Here is a 17,455-nt window from a genome sequence, read left to right on the forward strand (position 1 = left end):
GGGCGGCCGCCGCGGCGGGCGGGGGGCGGGGGGGGGGGGGGCGGGGGGCCCCCCCCGGGGGGGGGCCCGCGGGGCCCCCCCCCCCCGCGGCCCCCCCCCCCCCCCTCTGCCGGAGCGACCCGGCCGGTCAGGCCGTCGCCGAGGTCATCCGCCGCAGCCCCGTGTACTGGAGCGCCGTGTACACCGCCACGATCAGGGCGCCGATCAGCAGGAAGACCACCCCGAACCCGTTGAGCGGTACGAAGCCGGCGAAGGCCGTCACCGCGCACCCGACCGCGCACAGGGAGTTCACCGCGACGACGGTCCTGGCCAGGGCGGGCGGGATCACCGGATAGCCCGCGACCAGGGCGAGGGAGGCGGCCCCGCCGATCTGGAAGATCCCGAACGCCACGCAGAAGACCACCGGCATCCCGGTCGCGGAGCCCAGCGGCACGGCCGCCGCGACGAGCACGACGCCCATCACGGCGGTGCTGACGCTGTCGACACGCAGCACGAGACGGAGGAACCGGGCGGCGTCCGGGGCGGGGGCCACCGCTGCGGACGGGGCGAGGGCGGCGCAGGTCATCTCGGTTCTCCTTCGGTCGGCGGATCGATGACACCGTGCCACGCGGACGGTCCCGGACTCCATGACCTCCCGGGTCATGGTCCCCGGCCGGGGAACAGCGGGCGGCGGACCGACGGGACCGAGGACGGGAATCCGGCGGCGATCCGACGGGCCGGGATCGGGGGCAGCGGGTCCACGGGCGGGAATCCACGGATACGGTGAGATCATGGAGACCCAAGAGCCGCCCCGTGTGGGCCTGTTGCTCCGCGCCTGGCGCCGCCGGCGCAAACTCAGCCAGCTCGACCTGGCGCTGAGGGCGGACTCCTCGACCCGGCACCTCTCCTGTGTGGAGACGGGCCGCGCCCGGCCGAGCCGGGAGATGGTCCTCCGGCTCGCCGAGCAACTCGACGTACCGCTGCGGGATCGCAACGGCCTGCTGCTGGCGGCCGGTTACGCCCCGGCGTACCGGGAGTCACCGCTCGACAGCGACCGGATGGCCATGGTCCGCTCCGCGATCAGGGCGATGCTGGCCGGCCACGAGCCGTACCCGGCCGCCGCGATCGACCGGATCTGGGACATCGTCGACCACAACGACGCGATGTCCCTCCTGCTCGGCGGTGTGCCACCGCATTTGACGGAGTCGGGCGGCAACGTGATGCGGCTGATCCTGCACCCGGAGGGGCTCGCCTCCCAGTGCCTGAACTTCGCCCAGGTCCGCGCCCACGCCCTCGGCCGGCTGCGGCACCAGGTCGACACCACCGGCCACCGCGATCTGCGGGAGCTGTACGAGGAGGTGTCCGCCTACCCGGCTCCGCCGGATCTCGACGCCGACCCCGGGCCGGTGGACCCGGCGGGCATCGTCGTCCCGCTGCGCATCCGTACGCCCCTCGGCGACATGGCGTTCTTCAGCACGATCGCCACCTTCGGAGCCCCGGCCGACGTGACCCTCTCCGAGCTCGCGGTGGAGTCGTTCTTTCCGATGGACGAGCGGACGGACGCGCTTCTGCGCTCCCTGGGGGCGGCGGGCGGCGGGGGTCAGTAGCGGCGCGGCCCTGAGCCGGAGCCCGGCCTGTGGTGGGGGTGGGCCCGGAAGTCCCGCCCGTCGCTGCGCATCTGCTGCACCCGGAGCCGGGCCTCCTGCTCGATCAGCAATCCGTCCGTGTTCTCGGTGGGCCCGCGCCGCCCGCGTCTGACCAGCACCACCACACAGCACGCCGCCATCCCGCCCAGACCGGCCAGTAATGCCGCCAATGTCCCCATAGGGCCCCGCTCCCCTGCCGTTCGGTCATATCCGGTGAGCGCGATTCTTCTGTCCCCGGCGACTCTCCGCAAGATCGCTCCCCAGTTGACTTCATACCCCTAGGGGGTATGTTGAGGAGAGTGGTCGCGACCCGGCGACCCTTGACGAGGGAGTGGGCCATGCAGACCGGTCTCAAGATCACGGCCTTCGCCGCAGGGCTCGCGGCGACCTTCGGGGCGGCGTACACGGTGGGCGGCGCTCTGGACCCCGCCGTCGCGAAGGAGCCGTCCCGGCACGACGGTCACGGTGCGAAGAAGGACCCGGCGGCGGAAAGGCGGGCGGCGGAGGGGACGGCGGGAAGGGCCCCGGAACTTCCCGGCGGCCTACAGGTCTCCGAGGGAGGGTTCGCCCTCGACCTCGCCACCCCGCGTGTCGAGGCGGGCGTGCCCGCCGAGCTGCGCTTCTCGGTCGTAGACGAGGGCGCTTCCCGCAAGGTGACCGCGTTCCGCCCCGAGCACGGCAGGGAACTGCACCTGATCGTGGCGTCGAACGACCTCGCCACCTACCGGCACCTGCACCCGGAGCGGGCCGCCGACGGCACCTGGTCCACCCCCGTCGAGCTGCCCGAGGCCGGCGGCTACCGGGTCTTCGCCGACTTCACCCCGGACGTGAAGAACGCCGAGGGGCTCACCCTGGGCGCGGACCTCGCGGTGTCGGGCGACGCGCGTCCCGAGCCGTTGCCCCGCGCCGAGCGGACGGTGACCGTCGACGGATACGAGGTGACCCTCGACGGGGAACTGCGCGCCGGGGCGGGCGAAGAGCTCCGGCTGGAGGTCGAGAAGGACGGCGAACCGGTCACCGACCTCCAGCCCTACCTCGGCGCGTACGGTCACCTCGTCGCGCTCCGGGCCGGGGACCTGGCGTACCTCCACGTCCACCCGAACGGTGAGCCGGGCGACGGGCGGACGAAGTCCGGACCGGAGGTCTCCTTCACCGCGACCGCCCCGAGCCGGGGGGCCTACCGCCTCTTCCTCGACTTCCGGCACGAGGGGAAGGTCCGTACGGCCGCCTTCACCGTGCACGCCGGGGCGGCGGCCGGCGAGTCCGTGCCGAAGGGCGGGGAATCCGCCGGGCACGAGCACTGAGGGGCCGGTCGCGCCGGTAATGGGGCGGCCTTCGCCGGGGGGAGGCTCCCGAGGTGCGGCCGGTGTGGCCGGGAGGTGAAGGAGGGGGGCTGGTTGAGGTGCCGACGCCTCTGGCTTAGGCTTACCTAACTTTCACCCGCTCGGCACAACCTGAGGACCCTCCATGCTCGGCTTCACCCGCGTGCGCCGCCACACCATCGCCGCGACGGCCACCACCGTCGCCCTCGCCGTCGCCCTGGTCGGCTGCTCCTCGGACGGCGACGGCGACAAGGACGGGGCGAAGGACTCGGCGAAGAGCGGCGGCGCCTTCCCCGTCTCGATCAAGAGCTCGCTCGGCACCGCGAAGATCGAGGAGAAGCCCGAGCGCATCGTCACCCTCGGCCAGGGCTCCGCCGAGACCGCGATAGCCCTCGGCGAGACCCCGGTCGGCATCGAGAGCTACCCCTGGGGCAGCGACAAGTCCGGGTACCTCCCGTGGATCAACGAAGCCGTCAAGAAGTCCGGCGACGAGCTGCCCAAGCAGTTCGCGGGCGGCGAGGAGATCGACTTCGAGGCGATCACCGAGCTGGAGCCGGACGTCATCCTCGCCCCCTGGTCGGGCATCACGCAGAAGCAGTACGACGTCCTCAAGGACATCGCCCCCACGGTCGCCTACCCCGACCAGGCGTGGAGCACCGACTGGGACCAGCAGATCGACATCATCGGCAAGGCGCTCGGCCGGACGAAGGACACCGACGGCCTCAAGACGAAGATCGAGAAGCAGCTCGCCGACGCAGCGGCCACCCGGCCGGGCTACAAGGACGTCACCTTCTCCTACATCTACAACTCCGGCCCCGGCACCCTCGGCGTCTTCAAGCCGGAGGAGCAGCGCGTGAAGATGGTCTCCTCGCTCGGCCTGAAGGTCGACCCGGTCGTCAACGGCTTCAAGGAGACCCCCGGCACCGACTCGGCCCTCATCGGCCTGGAGAACGCCGAGAAGCTCAAGGACAGCGACATCATCTTCACGTTCTACACGGACGAGAAGAACCGCAAGGAGATCGAGGGCCAGAAGCTGTACGGCGCGATCCCCGCGATCAAGAAGGGCGCCGTCGTCGCGAGCGACGACAACTCCTTCGTCACCGCCTCCTCGATCATCAACCCGCTGACCGTGCCCTGGACGATCGAGCGCTACCTGCCGATCATCGACCAGGCCGTCAAGGCCGCCGGCAAGTAACCCCGGCCGGGTACACGGACCTCCGAGGCACCAAGGCACACTCCACTCCCATGGCAACCACCACGGTCGCACCGCCGAGCGGCGCCGGTACCTCCCGTACCGGCGTCGCTCGACCGGCGTTCCTCCTGCTCCTCGGCCTGGCCGCGCTGGCCGTGGCGCTCTGCGCGAGCGTCATGTTCGGCAGCCGCAGCACCTCGCTCGGTGACGTCGTCGACGTCCTCCGGGGCACCGCCGACCCCAACATCACGGTCATCATCGAGAGCCGCTACCCCCGGACCGTCCTCGGCGTCCTCGCCGGGCTCTGCCTCGCGGTCGCGGGCACCCTGATGCAGGGCGTCTCCCGCAATCCGCTGGCCGAACCGGGCCTCCTCGGCATCAACGCCGGCGCCTCCGCGAGCATCGTCGCCGCGACCGCCTGGCTCGGGGCCTCCGGCGCCACCGACATCATGTGGTGGGCGCTGCCCGGCGCGCTCGTCGCCGGCGTCCTCGTCCATGTCATCGGCTCCGCCGGCACGGGGACGAGCGTGGTGCGCCTGGTCCTCGCCGGAGCCGTGCTGACCGCCGTCCTCATGGCGTTCATCCAGGCGGTGACCCTCAGCAAGCCGCAGGTGTTCGACAGCTACCGCTACTGGGTCGTCGGAGCACTCGGCGGCCGGGACCTCGACGTCTTCTGGTCCGTCCTGCCCTTCGCGGCCGTCGGATTCCTGCTCGCCCTCGCCCTCGGCCCCGGCCTCAACGCCCTGGCCCTGGGCGACGCGACCGCCGTCGCCCTCGGTTCGCACCCCGGACGCATCAGGGGCGGCGGCCTGCTCGCCGCCACGCTGCTCAGCGCCGCCGCGACGGCCGCCGTCGGACCGATCGCCTTCGTCGGCCTCGCCGTCCCGCACGTCGTACGGGCCCTCGTCGGCGTCGACTTCCGCCTCCAGGTCGTCTTCTCCGCCCTGATGGGTCCCACCCTCCTGCTCCTCGCGGACGTGGTGGGCCGGGTCGTCATGCGCCCCACCGAACTCATGGTCGGCGTCGTCACCGCCTTCATCGGCGCACCCGCGCTGCTCATCGCCGTCCGCAGGATGAGGGGCACCTCATGACCGTCACCGACCGAACCGCCACCGGCCGGAACGCCCCCGCCCGCAAGGCCCCCCGGGGCTATCTGGTCGTCGGCAGCACCGTGGCGCTGCCCATGCGCCGGGCCTCCGTGTTCGCGGGCGCGGGGCTCCTCGTGCTGCTCCTCGCGGCCGCCGTCACCACACTGGCGTGGGGGCGCCTCGGCATCGACCTCGCCGACCTGCCCGCCGCGCTCGCCGGGGACGCGGAGGGCAAGGACCGGTTCGTCTTCAACCGGCTGCGCGGCCCCCGCCTCACCGTCGCCATCGGGGTCGGCGCGGCCCTCGGCCTCTCCGGCGCGTTGTTCCAGTCCGTCACCCGCAACCCGCTCGGCAGCCCCGATGTCATCGGGCTCTCCGCCGGAGCGGGCGCGGGCGCGGCGATCTGCGCCCTGATGTTCCCCGACACGGTCCCCGTCGCCGTCGGCGCGCTCATCGGCGCGATCCTCGCGATGGCCCTCGTGTACGTCTCCACCGGCACCGGTTTCCGTAACCCCGCCCGGCTCGTCATCGCCGGAATCGGGGTCGCCGCGATGGGCGCGGCCGTCACCCAGTACGTCGTCTACGCCCTGGAGCGCGACAAGGCGTCCGTCCTCACCGCCTACGTCAACGGCAGCCTGACGGCCCGTTCCTGGACGGACGCCGGCACCGTCTGGCTGGTCCTTCTCGTCACCGCCCCGCTGACCGCGCTGATCTCCCGTCGGCTCGACATCGGTGAGATGGGCGACGACATCGCCGAAGGGCTCGGCTCCGAGCCGAAGAAGGCCAAGACCCTCGCCGTGGTCCTGGCCATCGCCCTCTCGGCCGCCGCGGTCAGCGTCTCGGGACCCATCGCCTTCATCGCCCTGACCGCACCCCAGATCGCCAGGCGCCTCACCCGGGGCTCCGGTCCCCATCTGCTGCTCTCCGCCCTCACCGGTGGCCTGCTGCTGGTCCTCGCGGACCTGTGCTCCCAGCAACTGGCGCTCTTCGACGACCTGCCGGTCGGGATCTACACGATGGCGATCGGCGGCGCCTACCTCGGCTATCTGCTGGTACGGGAGTGGCGCAGGGGCGTGCTCTGACGGATGCCCGTTCCGTGGCGCCGGGCGGGGTTTCAGCCGTTCCGCGGAGGGAGGTCCGCCGGCCGCGCGGGGGGCCGGGGCCGGGGCCGAGGCGGTGGCGACTGGTCACGTACAGGTTCGTGGACCATACTGCCCGCCGTGGAGCAGAGCATAGAGTCCAACAAGAAGCCCGAGTTCGCCGCAGGCACCGACCCGGCGTTCATCCCCCTGCCCGGACTGGCGGCCCCCGTCGCGACCCGGAAGCCCGACGCGGAAACGGAGGCAGATCCGCAGGACGCCGGTCCGGACGCGGAACCGCTGAGCGACGCCGGGCTCGAAACGGCGGAGGCGACGGGCGACGCCGACGGGGAACCGGAGGCGGCGAAGGACGATGCCGCGGGCGACGAAGCCGAGGAGGGCCCCGTATTCGAGGTCAGCGACCGGCGTGGTTCGATCCGGGTGGCCAGGGAAGGCATCCGGTTCCGGCTGGACGACCAGGAGGCCGAGTTCGGCTGGGACGAGATCGGCGCGGTGGAGACCACCCCGGCCCGCTTCGGCCGCAGGTTCACCGTGACCGTCCACCTGTCGACCCGCCGGTGGTTCAACGGTGAGGTCGAGGCGGGGAGCCGCGGCGAGCTCAAGGGCTGGCCGGCCGAGCTGGACACCGTCCTGGACGCCTACTTCGAGGGGGCCTGAGCGGCCCGCCGCGAGACGCCCCCGACGGAGCGGCCCAGCCGACCGGGGCGGGGCCGGCGGTCGGACGGCGGCTCCGGCCGTGCCGCGCGGTGTTGAGCCGAGCCGGTGTTGAGCCGAGCCGGTGTTGAGCCGAGCGGGTGTTGAGCCGCCCGGTGCCGCGCGGGCGGGAACCCGCCCGCGCGGCACCGGGCGCGTCGCCCCGGACGCTCACCCGTGCCGGATCGCGCGGCGGCACGCAGCGCCGTCAGGGCCGCTCGCGATTGCGGGCCCGGACGCGCAGCGCGACGTAACCGGCCAGAGCGACGACGGCCAGCGCCAGCACGACCTTGGACGCGACGCCGACGTACGTCCCGACGACGTCCCACTGATCGCCGAGCCAGTACCCGGCCATCACCAGCACGGTGTTCCATACGAGGCTGCCCGCCGTGGTCAGTGCGACGAACACCGGCAGCGGCATGCGCTCCACGCCCGCGGGCACCGAGATCAGGCTCCGGAACACCGGCACCATGCGGCCCAGCAGGACCGCCTTGGCGCCGTGCCGGGCGAACCACTCCTCCGTCCGCACCAGGTCGGAGGTCTTGACCAGCGGCAGCTTCGCCCACCAGGCGTGCATCCGCTCCCGGCCGAACACGGCTCCGATGCCGTACAGGACCACCGCCCCGACGACCGAGCCGAGCGTCGTCCAGAACAGGGCCGAGGCGATGCTGAGCACTCCCTGCGAGGCGGCGAACCCGGTCAGCGGCAGGATGACCTCGCTGGGCAGCGGCGGGAAAACGTTCTCCAGCGCGATCGCGGCACCCGCGCCGGGGCCGCCGAACGCCTCGACCAGCCCGGCGGCCCAGCCGGCGAGGCCCCCTTGCGGCCCCGGGGCGGACGGCGGCTCCTGGGCGGCCGACAGGGTCAGGTGCATGTGTCCATGGTCCCTCAGGCCCCGCCGAGCACCACCGAACGGCTCAGGTGGCGCGGGAGATCCGGGTCGAGCCCGCGTGCGGCCGCGCGGGCGCGGCGCTGTACGCGTACGAGGCGCTGTACGCGTACGAGGTCGGCCAGCGGGTCGAGGCCGCCGTCCACCCACTGGGCGCCCGTGGCGCGCACCTGCTCCGGCAGTCCTTCGGGCGCCTCACCGAACATCCAGGTAGCGGTGCCCGCGGTGGAGACGCTGATGGGGCCGTGGCGGTACTCCATCGCCGGGTAGGACTCCGTCCAGACTGCGACGCCCCCTTCATCTTCAGCGCCGCCTCGTGAGCCAGGCCGACCGTCCAGCCCCGGCCGAGGAAGGAGAACCCGACCCGGTCGTAGCGGCGGCCGAACGGGGCCGGCTGAGCCCGTTTGTAGATTTCTGAACGTTACATGCGGCTATCGAGCGAAAACAAGCAAGTCGTAGGCGGGTGAAGGGCTCGCGGGGGCCTCTGTGCGACGCTTGCGGCGGTCCGGCCACCGGCGACCGCGTTCCCGCGAAGCGCGGTGCCCGCGCCGGACGGTGAGGAGACGCTCTTGTCCAGGGACGCCCGGTGGGACGCGCTGCTGGAACTGGTCGGCAAGCACGGCAGGGTGGACGTCGAGGAGGCGGCGGCGACGCTCGACGTCTCGGCCGCCACCATCCGCCGCGACCTGGACCAGCTGGCCGAACAGCACCTGCTCACCCGTACTCGGGGCGGTGCGGTCGCGCACGGGGTCTCCTACGAGCTGGCGCTCCGCTACAAGACGGGCCGTCACGCGCCGGAGAAGCAGGCGATCGGCCGCGCGGTGTCGGGCCTCGTCGCCGTCGGCGAAGTGGTCGGCCTGACCGGCGGAACGACCGTGACCGAGGTGGCCAGGGCGCTGGCGGTACGCCAGGACATCGTGGGGGAGACGGCGGTGGCGGGCGGACAGCCGACGCTGACCGTGGTGACCAACGCGCTGAACATCGCCGCCGAACTGGCGATCCGGCCGCAGATCAAGATGGTGGTGACGGGCGGGGTCGCGAGGCCCCAGTCGTACGAACTGACGGGCCCGCTCGCCGTCGGCGTGATGAACGAGATCACGCTGGACGTCGCCGTCCTCGGGGTGAACGCCATCGACATCGAACGCGGCGCCTACGTCCACCACGAGGGCGAGGCCAGCGTCAACCGGCTGCTCGCGGAGCGGGCCCAGCGGGTGGTGGTGGCGGCCGACTCGTCGAAGATCGGCAAACGGGCCTTCGCCCGGGTCTGCGACCTGGGGCTGGTCGACGTCCTGGTCACCGACTCCCGCATCGCGGCGGAGGCGCGGGACCGATTCGACGAGGCGGGGGTCCAGGTCGTCACGGTCTGATGGCCGTGGCCCGCACCGTCGCGTCGGAGGGGCGGGCGTCATGAACCGGTGTCCGTCGGGTACCGGAAGCGACACGGACCGACGCTTCGCCGTGTCGTTGGTACGCCGAACGGGTGAGGGGCGAGAGGATTGCCCGATGAACAGTGAGTGCAGCCGGTGCGAATCCGTCCGGCTCGACGACGGGGTGGCCCTGTGAGCAGGTACGACAGGTATGACAGATACGACGCCACCGACGAACAGTGGGAGGGACTCGCGCAGGTCGTGCCGCTGCGGGGCCGCGACGAGTGGCCGTCCCGGATCGACCACCGCACCGTCCCGGACGAGCGCGCGGCCGAACAGCGGCGCCTGGTCGTGCTGCGGGTGCAGGTCTTCGCGGACGCACGCGAGGTCGCCGAGTACCTGGTCGCCCAGGTCCCGGTGCTGCTCGACCTGACGGCGGCGGAGTCGGACGTGGCGAAGCGGATTCTCGACTTCAGCAGTGGTGTGGTCTTCGGCCTCGGCAGCGGCATGCACCGCGTCGACCGCAACGTCTTCCTTCTCGCGCCGGTCGGCATGGAGGTCGAGGGGGTCACGCCCGCGGGCCTCGCCCAGTCCTAGGAAGCGGCAGTCGGGGCGGCAGCCGGACCGGACCGCCGCCCCGGCCGCGGTCCGCCCCGCCTCCGCCCGCGGAGCCGGCTTCGTGTGCCGGGTCCCCGTACGCCCGCGCCGGGTCCCGTACTTCCGCGCCGGGCCTACGTTCCCGGTTCCGGGCCCCGTCCTCCGCGCCGGGCGGGCGCTGTCGGTGGCCGGTGATAGACCTGAGCGCGTGACAGACATCGAGGTGGCAGAACTCCAGCGACGGCTGGCCGCGTTCGCGGCGGCGCGGGGCTGGGGGCAGTACCACACCCCGAAGAACCTGGCGGCCGCGCTCAGCGTCGAGGCGTCCGAACTGCTGGAGATCTTCCAATGGCTGACGCCCGAACAGTCGGCGGCGATCATGGAGAACCCCGCATCGGCCCACCGGGTCGCCGACGAGGTGGCGGACGTGTTCGCCTATCTCCTGCAGTTCTGCGAGGCGTTGGGCATCGACCCGGCGGCTGCGCTGGTGGCCAAGATGCAACGGAACGAGACGCGTTTCCCTCTGCCGGGCGCTCCTGAACCTCACCGTCGTCACTCTTCGGAGTGAGCGAGATGTTCACAGTCGACTTCGTGTCCACAGATTTCCGATTTCCTCTGGCCTTACGGTGCTGTCTACCTCACTGTGGGTAATGAATGAGGTGAGCGGGTTTTCGTACGGACGGGGGAGACACATGGAAGCGGAGCGACTCATCGAAGCGGGGCGGCGGTCGCTGGCGGGCAGCCGGGGCGCGCTGGACGTCATGGCGGAGGCGTGGCAGGCACAGGCGATCGCGCGGGCGGTCGGCAGTCGACTGGCGCAGTACGGGCCGATGGAATTACGGAGCGAGGCGCGGGCGCTCGGGGAGATCGGCGCCGGATGCTCCGCACTGGATCACCCGGCGGTGCTCTCCGGCGGTGCCAGGGCGGCCCAGTTGACGGGCATCGCCGATGTGCGTCCGGCCCTGGCCGGACTGGCGCTGCTCCTGGGCGAGGCCGGGATCGCGCTGGTCGGGGTGGCCTGCGACACGGGGGAGGACGGTCTCTACTGGCAGTGCATCGAGGCCATGGACGCGGCGGACGAATCACTGGACCGCGTGCACGGGATGCTGAGGCGGCTGGCGGAGCGGGAGAGGGAGCGCGACGGCCCCTACGGCGGCATCCGGGGCCCCGCACCGTCGGCGGCGGGGCCCTGAGAGAGGGGCGACGCGGAGGGGGCCCGGCCGGGCTGGTGAGGAGGACCGGGCGCCGGAGGGGCAGGATGGAGGCATGGATCTTCGCATCTTCACCGAGCCCCAGCAAGGGGCCGACTACGACACCTTGCTCACCGTCGCCAAGGCCACCGAGGACCTGGGCTTCGACGCCTTCTACCGCTCCGACCACTATCTCCGCATGGGCTCCGGCGACGGCCTGCCCGGACCGACGGACGCCTGGATCACCTTGGCCGGACTGGCGCGCGAGACCCGGCGGATCCGGCTCGGCACGCTGATGACCGCCGGCACCTTCCGGCTTCCGGGAGTGCTGGCCATCCAGGTGGCCCAGGTGGACCGGATGTCCGGCGGCCGGATCGAACTGGGACTCGGCGCAGGCTGGTTCGAGGAGGAGCACAGGGCCTACGGCATTCCGTTCCCGAAGGAGAAGCTGGGGCGCCTGGAGGAGCAGCTCGCGATCGTCACCGGCCTGTGGACGACGGAGGTGGGCAAGACCTTCAGCTACGACGGGACCTACTACCAGCTCACGGACTCGCCCGCGCTGCCCAAGCCCGCCCAGGCCAAGGTGCCCATCCTGATCGGCGGCCACGGTGCGACGCGCACCCCGCGGCTCGCCGCGCAGTACGCGGACGAGTTCAACATCCCGTTCGCCTCGCTGGAGGACAGTGAGAAGCAGTTCGGCCGGGTCCGGGCCGCGGCGCAGGCGCACGGTCGCTCACCGGACGACCTGGTGTACTCGAACGCGCTGATCGTCTGCACGGGCAAGGACGACGCCGAGGTCGCCCGACGCGCGGCGGCCATCGGCCGGGACGTGGAGGAGCTCAAGGCGAACGGGCTCGCGGGCTCGCCCGCCGAGGTGGTCGACAAGATCGGCAGCTACGGGGCGATCGGCTCGTCGAGGATCTACCTCCAGATCCTCGACCTGGACGACCTGGACCATCTGGAACTGATCTCCTCGCAGATCCAGTCCCAGTTGACCTGACCTGACCTGACCTGACCTGACCTGACCTGACCGAGCCGGGACGGAACGGGGCGGGGCGGGGCCGGGCGGAGTCTCGATCAAGCTCGCCCTCGACCGTCCGGGCGAACGAGGAGGAGGCGGCTGTGAGTACCGGCAGCACGCTCGCCGACGCGCTGAAGGCCGGGCCCGTCCTGCTGGACGGCGGGCTCTCCAACCAGCTGGAGGCCCAGGGCTGCGACCTGTCCGACGCGTTGTGGTCGGCCCGGCTGCTGGCCGACGCGCCGGAACAGATCGAGGCCGCTCACCTCGCCTACCTCCGGGCGGGGGCACGGGTGCTCATCACGGCCGGCTATCAGGCCACCTTCGAAGGGTTCGCACGGTACGGGATCGACCGGGCCGGGACCGAGGCCCTGCTCGCCCGGAGCGTGCGGCTGGCCCGGAGCGCCGCCGACGCGGCGCGCCGGGCCGACCCCGGGCGGCAGGTCTGGGTCGCCGCATCGGTCGGCCCGTACGGCGCGATGCTCGCGGACGGCAGCGAGTACCGGGGGCGCTACGGGCTGAGCGTCCGGGAGCTGGAGCGCTTCCATCGTCCCCGGGTGGCGGCCCTGGCTGCTGCCGGGCCCGACGCCCTGGCGCTGGAGACGGTGCCGGACGTGGACGAGGCCGAGGCCCTGGTCCGGGTGGCCGAGGAGACCGGGCTGCCGTACTGGCTCTCCTACAGCGTGGCGGGCGGCCGGACCAGGGCCGGCCAGCCGCTGGAGGAGGCGTTCGCGGTGGCGTCGGGGCGGGGCGCCGCCCTCGCGGTCGGGGTCAACTGCTGCGATCCGGAGGAGGTGTCGGGGGCCGTGGAGCGCGTGGCGGCGGTCACGGGCGGGCCCGCCGTGGTCTACCCGAACAGCGGGGAGGGCTGGGACCCGGGAGCGCGGCGGTGGACCGGGCGCGGCACCTTCGATCCGGAGCGGACGCGGGCCTGGACACGGGCCGGGGTCAGGCTCGTCGGAGGCTGCTGCCGGGTGGGCCCGGACCGCATCGCGGAGCTGGCCGGGCGGCTGGCACGCTGAAGCGTGGGCGGAGTCCCCGGGGAAGCTCGGGGAGGCCGCCCGGGGCGGCGGAAAATGCCTGGTCGGGGCAGAGGGCGAGGACCATACTCGGACAGGTGTTCCTGACAATCGGTACGACCGGCACCTCTGAACGTCCCGCCACGGACCTGGGCTTCCTGCTGCACAAGCATCCCGACAAGGCGCAGACGTTCTCCACCTCGCACGGCTCCGCGCACGTCTTCTACCCAGAGGCGTCCGCCGAGCGCTGCACGGCCGCACTCCTGCTGGAGGTGGAACCGGTGGCGCTGGTGCGGCGCGGCAAGGGCAAGGGCCGGGGAGGGGCGCCCGACGCGGCGCTCGCGCAGTACGTCAACGACCGCCCCTACGCGGCGTCCTCACTGCTGTCGGTCGCCCTCGCCGCCGTGTTCAAGTCAGCGCTCGGCGGCGTCTGCCGAGCCATGCCCGAGCGGGCCCGGAGCCCGTTGCCGCTGCGGATCGAAGTACCCGCCCTGCCCGCCAGGGGCGGCGCCGAGCTGGTGCACAAGCTGTTCGCGCCGCTCGGCTGGTCGCGGGTCGAGGTGACGGCCGTACCGCTGGACGAGGAGTTCCCCGCATGGGGCGACTCGCGCTACGTGACCCTGTTGCTGGAGGGAGAGTTGCGGCTCGCCGACGCGCTGCGGCAGCTCTACGTCCTGCTCCCGGTGCTCGACGACGCCAAGCACTACTGGGTCGCGCCCGACGAGGTGGACAAGCTGCTGCGGGCGGGGGAGGGCTGGCTGGCCGACCACCCCGAGCGGCCGCTGATCACCCGCCGCTATCTCTCCCACCGCTGGGGGCTCACCCGCCAGGCCGACCAGGCCCTGGAGCTGGTGCGGCTCGCGGAGTCGGACGACCTCGACGTGGACAGCGTCGACAACGCGGTGGACGAGAGCACCGACACGGAGGAGAAGCCGGTCCCGCTCGCCGGACAGCGGCGCACCGCGATCCTCGACGCGCTGCGCGCCGCCGGGGCGACCCGGGTGCTCGACCTGGGCTGCGGCCAGGGTCAGTTGGTGCAGGAACTGCTCAAGGACGTGCGCTTCACGGAGATCGTCGGCGTCGACGTCTCCATGCGTGCCCTCACCATCGCCTCGCGGCGGCTCAAGCTGGACCGGATGGGTGAGCGCCAGGCCGACCGGGTCACCCTGCGGCAGGGTTCGCTGACCTACACGGACAAGCGGCTGAAGGGCTACGACGCCGCCGTGCTCAGCGAGGTCGTCGAGCACCTGGACCTGCCCCGGCTGCCCGCGCTGGAGTACGCGGTGTTCGGCGCGGCGCGGCCCGGGACGGTGCTCGTGACCACGCCGAACGTCGAGTACAACGTCCGCTGGGAGACGCTTCCGGCCGGACACGCCCGACATGGGGATCACCGCTTCGAGTGGACCCGGGCCGAATTCCGGGAGTGGGCCGGCCAGGTCGCCGAACGACACGGATACACCGTCCGGTACGTGCCCGTCGGGCCCGACGACCCCGAGGTGGGGCCGCCGACGCAGATGGCCGTGTTCACCCGGACCACGGAAACCACCGGGACCACCGGGACCAGAGAGACCAGCGGAACGACCGGGAAGAAGGAGGCGGAAGCCGCATGAACAGCGACCACGGCACAACCGACGCGACACCCGCCACCGGGGCGGCACCCGCCATCGACGCGACACCCGCCACCGGGGCGGCATCGGCCACCGGCGCGACATCCGCCACCGAGGCGGCACCCGCCACGGACACGGGGCCCGCCGCCGAGAGCTCGGCGCGCGTCCTGCCGGTGACCGACCTCTCCCTCGTCGTCCTCATCGGCGCCAGCGGATCGGGCAAGTCCACCTTCGCCCGCAAGCACTTCCAGCCGACCGAGGTCCTCTCCTCGGACTTCTGCCGGGGCTTGGTCGCCGACGACGAGAACGACCAGAGCGCCAGCCGCGACGCCTTCGACGTGCTGCACTACATCGCCGGCAAGCGCCTGGAAGCCGGGCGGCTCACCGTGATCGACGCCACCAGCGTCCAGTCCGAGAGCCGCAAGCAGCTCGTCCAGCTGGCCCGGAAGCACGACGTCCTGCCCATCGCCATCGTCCTCGACCTCCCCGAGGAGGTCTGCGCCGCCCGCAACGCCGCCCGCCCCGACCGCGCCTCCATGCCGCGCCATGTCATCCAGCGGCACCGCCGCGAGCTGCGGCGCTCCCTGCGCGGCCTGGAGCGCGAGGGCTTCCGCAAGGTGCACGTCCTGCGCACCGAGGCGGAGGCCGAGAGCGCCGAGGTGGTCCTGGAGCGCCGCTACAACGACCTGCGCCACCTCACCGGCCCGTTCGACATCATCGGGGACGTCCACGGCTGCCGCTCCGAGCTGGACACCCTGCTCGGCACCCTTGGTTATGTGGACGGAGCCCACCCCCAGGGGCGTACCGCCGTGTTCGTCGGCGACCTCGTCGACCGGGGCCCCGACAGCCCCGGCGTGCTGCGCCGGGTCATGTCCATGGTGTCGGCGGGCAACGCCCTGTGCGTCCCCGGCAACCACGAGAACAAGCTCGGCCGCTATCTCGCGGGCCGCAAGGTCCAGCTCACCCACGGGCTGGCGGAGACGGTCGAGCAACTGGAGCGCGAGGACGCCGAGCACCCCGAGTTCCGGGGGCAGGTCAGGGAGTTCATCGACGGTCTGGTCAGCCACTACGTCCTGGACGAGGGCAAGCTGGTGGTCTGTCACGCCGGACTGCCCGAGAAGTACCACGGCCGTACCTCCGGCCGGGTCCGTTCGCACGCGCTCTACGGGGACACGACGGGGGAGACCGACGAGTTCGGGCTGCCCGTGCGCTACCCGTGGGCCGAGGAGTACCGGGGCCGCGCCACCGTGGTCTACGGCCACACCCCGGTCCCCAGCACCTCCTGGATCAACAACACCATCTGTCTCGACACCGGGGCCGTCTTCGGCGGGAGGATGACCGCCCTGCGCTGGCCGGAGCGTGAACTCGTCGACGTACCCGCCGAGAAGGTCTGGTACGAGCCCGTCAAGCCGCTGACCACCGAGGCGCCCGGGGGCCGGGAGGGCCGGCCGCTGGACCTCGCCGACGTCCAGGGCCGCCGGGTCGTGGAGACCCGGCACATGGGCCGTGTCGCCGTGCGCGAGGAGAACGCCGCCGCCGCGCTGGAGGTGATGAGCCGGTTCGCCGTCGACCCACAGCTCCTCGCCTACCTCCCGCCCACGATGGCGCCCACCGCCACCTCCCGCGAAAAAGGCTTCCTGGAGCACCCCGCCGAGGCGTTCGCTCAGTACGCGGCCGACGGCGTCGAGCGGGTCGTGTGCGAGGAGAAGCACATGGGCTCCCGGGCCGTCGCCCTGGTCTGCAAGGACGCGGACGCCGCGACCGCGCGCTTCGGCACGGCGGGCCCCACCGGCGCGCTGTACACCCGCACCGGGCGGCCGTTCCTGGACGACACGGCCATGACCGAGACGGTCCTGGCCCGGCTCCGCGCCGCCGTCACCGCCGCCGGACTCTGGACGGAGTGGGACACCGACTGGGTGCTCCTGGACGCCGAGCTGATGCCGTGGTCGCTCAAGGCCGGCGGGCTGCTGCGCTCGCAGTACGCCGCCGTCGGCGCCGCGGCCGGTGCGGTCTTCCCGCCGGCTGTCGCCGCCCTGGAGCAGGCGGTGGCCCGGGGCGTCGACGTGGCCGGCCTGGCCGGGAACCAGCGTGCCCGGGCGCAGGACGCGGCCGCGTTCACCGAGGCGTACCGGCGCTACTGCTGGCCCACCGAAGGGCTGGAGGGGATGCGGATCGCTCCGTTCCAGATCCTCGCCGTCCAGGGCCGGTCCCTGGCGTCCGTGCCGCACGACGAGCAACTGGCCTGGCTGGACCGGCTCGTCGAGCACGACGGGACGGGGCTGCTCCAGGTCACCCGTCGGCTGATCGTCGACACCGGGGACGAGAACTCCGTGCGCTCCGGCGTGGACTGGTGGCTGGAGATGACCGGGCGCGGCGGCGAGGGCATGGTCGTCAAGCCGCTCGGAGCACTCGTCCGCAACGCCGGGGGCCGGCTCGTCCAGCCCGGCATCAAGGTGCGCGGCCGGGAGTATCTCCGCATCATCTACGGCCCCGAGTACACCCGTCCGGAGAATCTGGATCGGCTGCGCTCCCGGTTCCTCGGTCACAAGCGCTCGCTGGCGCTCCGGGAGTACGCGCTCGGCCTGGAGGCGCTGGAGCGGCTGGCGGACGGCGAGCCGCTGTGGCGGGTCCACGAGGCGGTGTTCGCCGTCCTGGCCCTGGAGTCGGAGCCGGTGGACCCCCGGCTCTGACGGGGGAGGGGCGCCCGTCGCGTGCGCCCCGTGGAACCGGTGGGCGGTTCGCCGGGTG

General features: G+C 72.6%; 17 protein-coding genes and 1 pseudogene. 14 read left to right on the plus strand and 4 right to left on the minus strand.

What is annotated here, in order from left to right:
* Positions 1-127: 127 nt before the first annotated feature.
* Positions 128-565: a hypothetical protein gene (locus ACIQMU_RS28995; RefSeq protein ID WP_402690027.1), complete on the minus strand. Its 438-nt coding sequence runs from the start codon at positions 563-565 to the stop codon at positions 128-130.
* 205 nt (positions 566-770) lie between these two features.
* Between ACIQMU_RS28995 and ACIQMU_RS29000 the strand changes: the two genes are divergently transcribed.
* Entirely contained in the window at positions 771-1,586 is an 816-nt protein-coding gene (locus ACIQMU_RS29000) for a helix-turn-helix transcriptional regulator (protein WP_402690028.1), read from the plus strand.
* On the opposite strand, the gene ACIQMU_RS29005 is transcribed toward ACIQMU_RS29000, so the two are convergent.
* Positions 1,580-1,804: a hypothetical protein gene (locus ACIQMU_RS29005; RefSeq protein ID WP_402690029.1), complete on the minus strand. Its 225-nt coding sequence runs from the start codon at positions 1,802-1,804 to the stop codon at positions 1,580-1,582. The genes ACIQMU_RS29000 and ACIQMU_RS29005 overlap by 7 nt on opposite strands.
* Before the next feature lie 159 nt (positions 1,805-1,963).
* Between ACIQMU_RS29005 and ACIQMU_RS29010 the strand changes: the two genes are divergently transcribed.
* The 5 genes from ACIQMU_RS29010 to ACIQMU_RS29030 all read left to right on the plus strand — a co-directional run bounded on the left by ACIQMU_RS29010 (position 1,964) and on the right by ACIQMU_RS29030 (position 6,984).
* Entirely contained in the window at positions 1,964-2,929 is a 966-nt protein-coding gene (locus ACIQMU_RS29010) for a hypothetical protein (RefSeq protein WP_402690030.1), read from the plus strand.
* A gap of 163 nt (positions 2,930-3,092) precedes the next feature.
* Complete coding sequence (locus ACIQMU_RS29015) at positions 3,093-4,142, plus strand: iron-siderophore ABC transporter substrate-binding protein (protein ID WP_352243877.1); 1,050 nt, start codon at positions 3,093-3,095, stop codon at positions 4,140-4,142.
* A gap of 50 nt (positions 4,143-4,192) precedes the next feature.
* Positions 4,193-5,230: a FecCD family ABC transporter permease gene (locus tag ACIQMU_RS29020; RefSeq protein ID WP_402690031.1), complete on the plus strand. Its 1,038-nt coding sequence runs from the start codon at positions 4,193-4,195 to the stop codon at positions 5,228-5,230.
* Positions 5,227-6,309 carry an iron chelate uptake ABC transporter family permease subunit gene (locus tag ACIQMU_RS29025; RefSeq protein ID WP_352243874.1) on the plus strand — a complete coding sequence of 361 codons (1,083 nt, stop codon included), beginning with the start codon at positions 5,227-5,229 and terminating at the stop codon, positions 6,307-6,309. Before ACIQMU_RS29020 ends, ACIQMU_RS29025 begins: the two co-directional genes overlap by 4 nt.
* 138 nt (positions 6,310-6,447) lie before the next feature.
* Entirely contained in the window at positions 6,448-6,984 is a 537-nt protein-coding gene (locus ACIQMU_RS29030) for a hypothetical protein (protein ID WP_352243873.1), read from the plus strand.
* A 244-nt stretch (positions 6,985-7,228) separates the two neighbouring features.
* On the opposite strand, the gene ACIQMU_RS29035 is transcribed toward ACIQMU_RS29030, so the two are convergent.
* A complete protein-coding gene (locus ACIQMU_RS29035) occupies positions 7,229-7,894 on the minus strand; it encodes a DedA family protein (RefSeq protein WP_352243872.1) in 666 nt (221 codons plus the stop codon).
* Positions 7,895-7,908: 14 nt separating this feature from the next.
* Positions 7,909-8,270, minus strand: a pseudogene (locus ACIQMU_RS29040) (SIS domain-containing protein); the annotation flags it as partial.
* A 208-nt stretch (positions 8,271-8,478) separates the two neighbouring features.
* On the opposite strand from ACIQMU_RS29040, the gene ACIQMU_RS29045 reads away from it, so the two are divergent.
* The 8 genes from ACIQMU_RS29045 (at position 8,479) to ACIQMU_RS29080 (ending at position 17,397) form a co-directional block, all read left to right on the plus strand.
* Positions 8,479-9,276: a DeoR/GlpR family DNA-binding transcription regulator gene (locus tag ACIQMU_RS29045; protein WP_352243871.1), complete on the plus strand. Its 798-nt coding sequence runs from the start codon at positions 8,479-8,481 to the stop codon at positions 9,274-9,276.
* A 192-nt stretch (positions 9,277-9,468) separates the two neighbouring features.
* A complete protein-coding gene (locus tag ACIQMU_RS29050) occupies positions 9,469-9,873 on the plus strand; it encodes a cell division protein SepF (protein WP_073220783.1) in 405 nt (134 codons plus the stop codon).
* A gap of 208 nt (positions 9,874-10,081) precedes the next feature.
* Positions 10,082-10,441: a nucleotide pyrophosphohydrolase gene (locus tag ACIQMU_RS29055; protein ID WP_352243870.1), complete on the plus strand. Its 360-nt coding sequence runs from the start codon at positions 10,082-10,084 to the stop codon at positions 10,439-10,441.
* Between the two features lie 124 nt (positions 10,442-10,565).
* Complete coding sequence (locus ACIQMU_RS29060; protein WP_402690032.1) at positions 10,566-11,066, plus strand: DUF6099 family protein; 501 nt, start codon at positions 10,566-10,568, stop codon at positions 11,064-11,066.
* A 73-nt stretch (positions 11,067-11,139) separates the two neighbouring features.
* Positions 11,140-12,063, plus strand: coding sequence for an LLM class F420-dependent oxidoreductase (locus ACIQMU_RS29065; protein WP_402690033.1), 924 nt, complete (start codon positions 11,140-11,142; stop codon positions 12,061-12,063).
* A gap of 122 nt (positions 12,064-12,185) precedes the next feature.
* On the plus strand, positions 12,186-13,103 hold the full coding sequence (gene mmuM, locus ACIQMU_RS29070) for a homocysteine S-methyltransferase (protein WP_402690034.1): 918 nt from the start codon (positions 12,186-12,188) through the stop codon (positions 13,101-13,103).
* Positions 13,104-13,198: 95 nt separating this feature from the next.
* Positions 13,199-14,710, plus strand: a complete 1,512-nt coding sequence (locus tag ACIQMU_RS29075) for a 3' terminal RNA ribose 2'-O-methyltransferase Hen1 (RefSeq protein WP_402690035.1) — start codon at positions 13,199-13,201, stop codon at positions 14,708-14,710.
* Entirely contained in the window at positions 14,707-17,397 is a 2,691-nt protein-coding gene (locus ACIQMU_RS29080) for a polynucleotide kinase-phosphatase (protein WP_402690036.1), read from the plus strand. Before ACIQMU_RS29075 ends, ACIQMU_RS29080 begins: the two co-directional genes overlap by 4 nt.
* Positions 17,398-17,455 lie beyond the last annotated feature (58 nt).

The organism is Streptomyces sp. NPDC091649 (assembly GCF_044756785.1).
Lineage (GTDB): Bacteria > Actinomycetota > Actinomycetes > Streptomycetales > Streptomycetaceae > Streptomyces.

Bases quoted from the DNA above. Each gene is read 5' to 3' on its own strand.
- ACIQMU_RS28995 (WP_402690027.1), bottom strand. From the start codon at position 565: ATGACCTGCGCCGCCCTCGCCCCGTCCGCAGCGGTGGCCCCCGCCCCG.
- ACIQMU_RS29000 (WP_402690028.1), top strand. From the start codon at position 771: ATGGAGACCCAAGAGCCGCCCCGTGTGGGCCTGTTGCTCCGCGCCTGG.
- ACIQMU_RS29005 (WP_402690029.1), bottom strand. From the start codon at position 1,804: ATGGGGACATTGGCGGCATTACTGGCCGGTCTGGGCGGGATGGCGGCG.
- ACIQMU_RS29010 (WP_402690030.1), top strand. From the start codon at position 1,964: ATGCAGACCGGTCTCAAGATCACGGCCTTCGCCGCAGGGCTCGCGGCG.
- ACIQMU_RS29015 (WP_352243877.1), top strand. From the start codon at position 3,093: ATGCTCGGCTTCACCCGCGTGCGCCGCCACACCATCGCCGCGACGGCC.
- ACIQMU_RS29020 (WP_402690031.1), top strand. From the start codon at position 4,193: ATGGCAACCACCACGGTCGCACCGCCGAGCGGCGCCGGTACCTCCCGT.
- ACIQMU_RS29025 (WP_352243874.1), top strand. From the start codon at position 5,227: ATGACCGTCACCGACCGAACCGCCACCGGCCGGAACGCCCCCGCCCGC.
- ACIQMU_RS29035 (WP_352243872.1), bottom strand. From the start codon at position 7,894: ATGCACCTGACCCTGTCGGCCGCCCAGGAGCCGCCGTCCGCCCCGGGG.
- ACIQMU_RS29060 (WP_402690032.1), top strand. From the start codon at position 10,566: ATGGAAGCGGAGCGACTCATCGAAGCGGGGCGGCGGTCGCTGGCGGGC.
- ACIQMU_RS29065 (WP_402690033.1), top strand. From the start codon at position 11,140: ATGGATCTTCGCATCTTCACCGAGCCCCAGCAAGGGGCCGACTACGAC.
- ACIQMU_RS29080 (WP_402690036.1), top strand. From the start codon at position 14,707: ATGAACAGCGACCACGGCACAACCGACGCGACACCCGCCACCGGGGCG.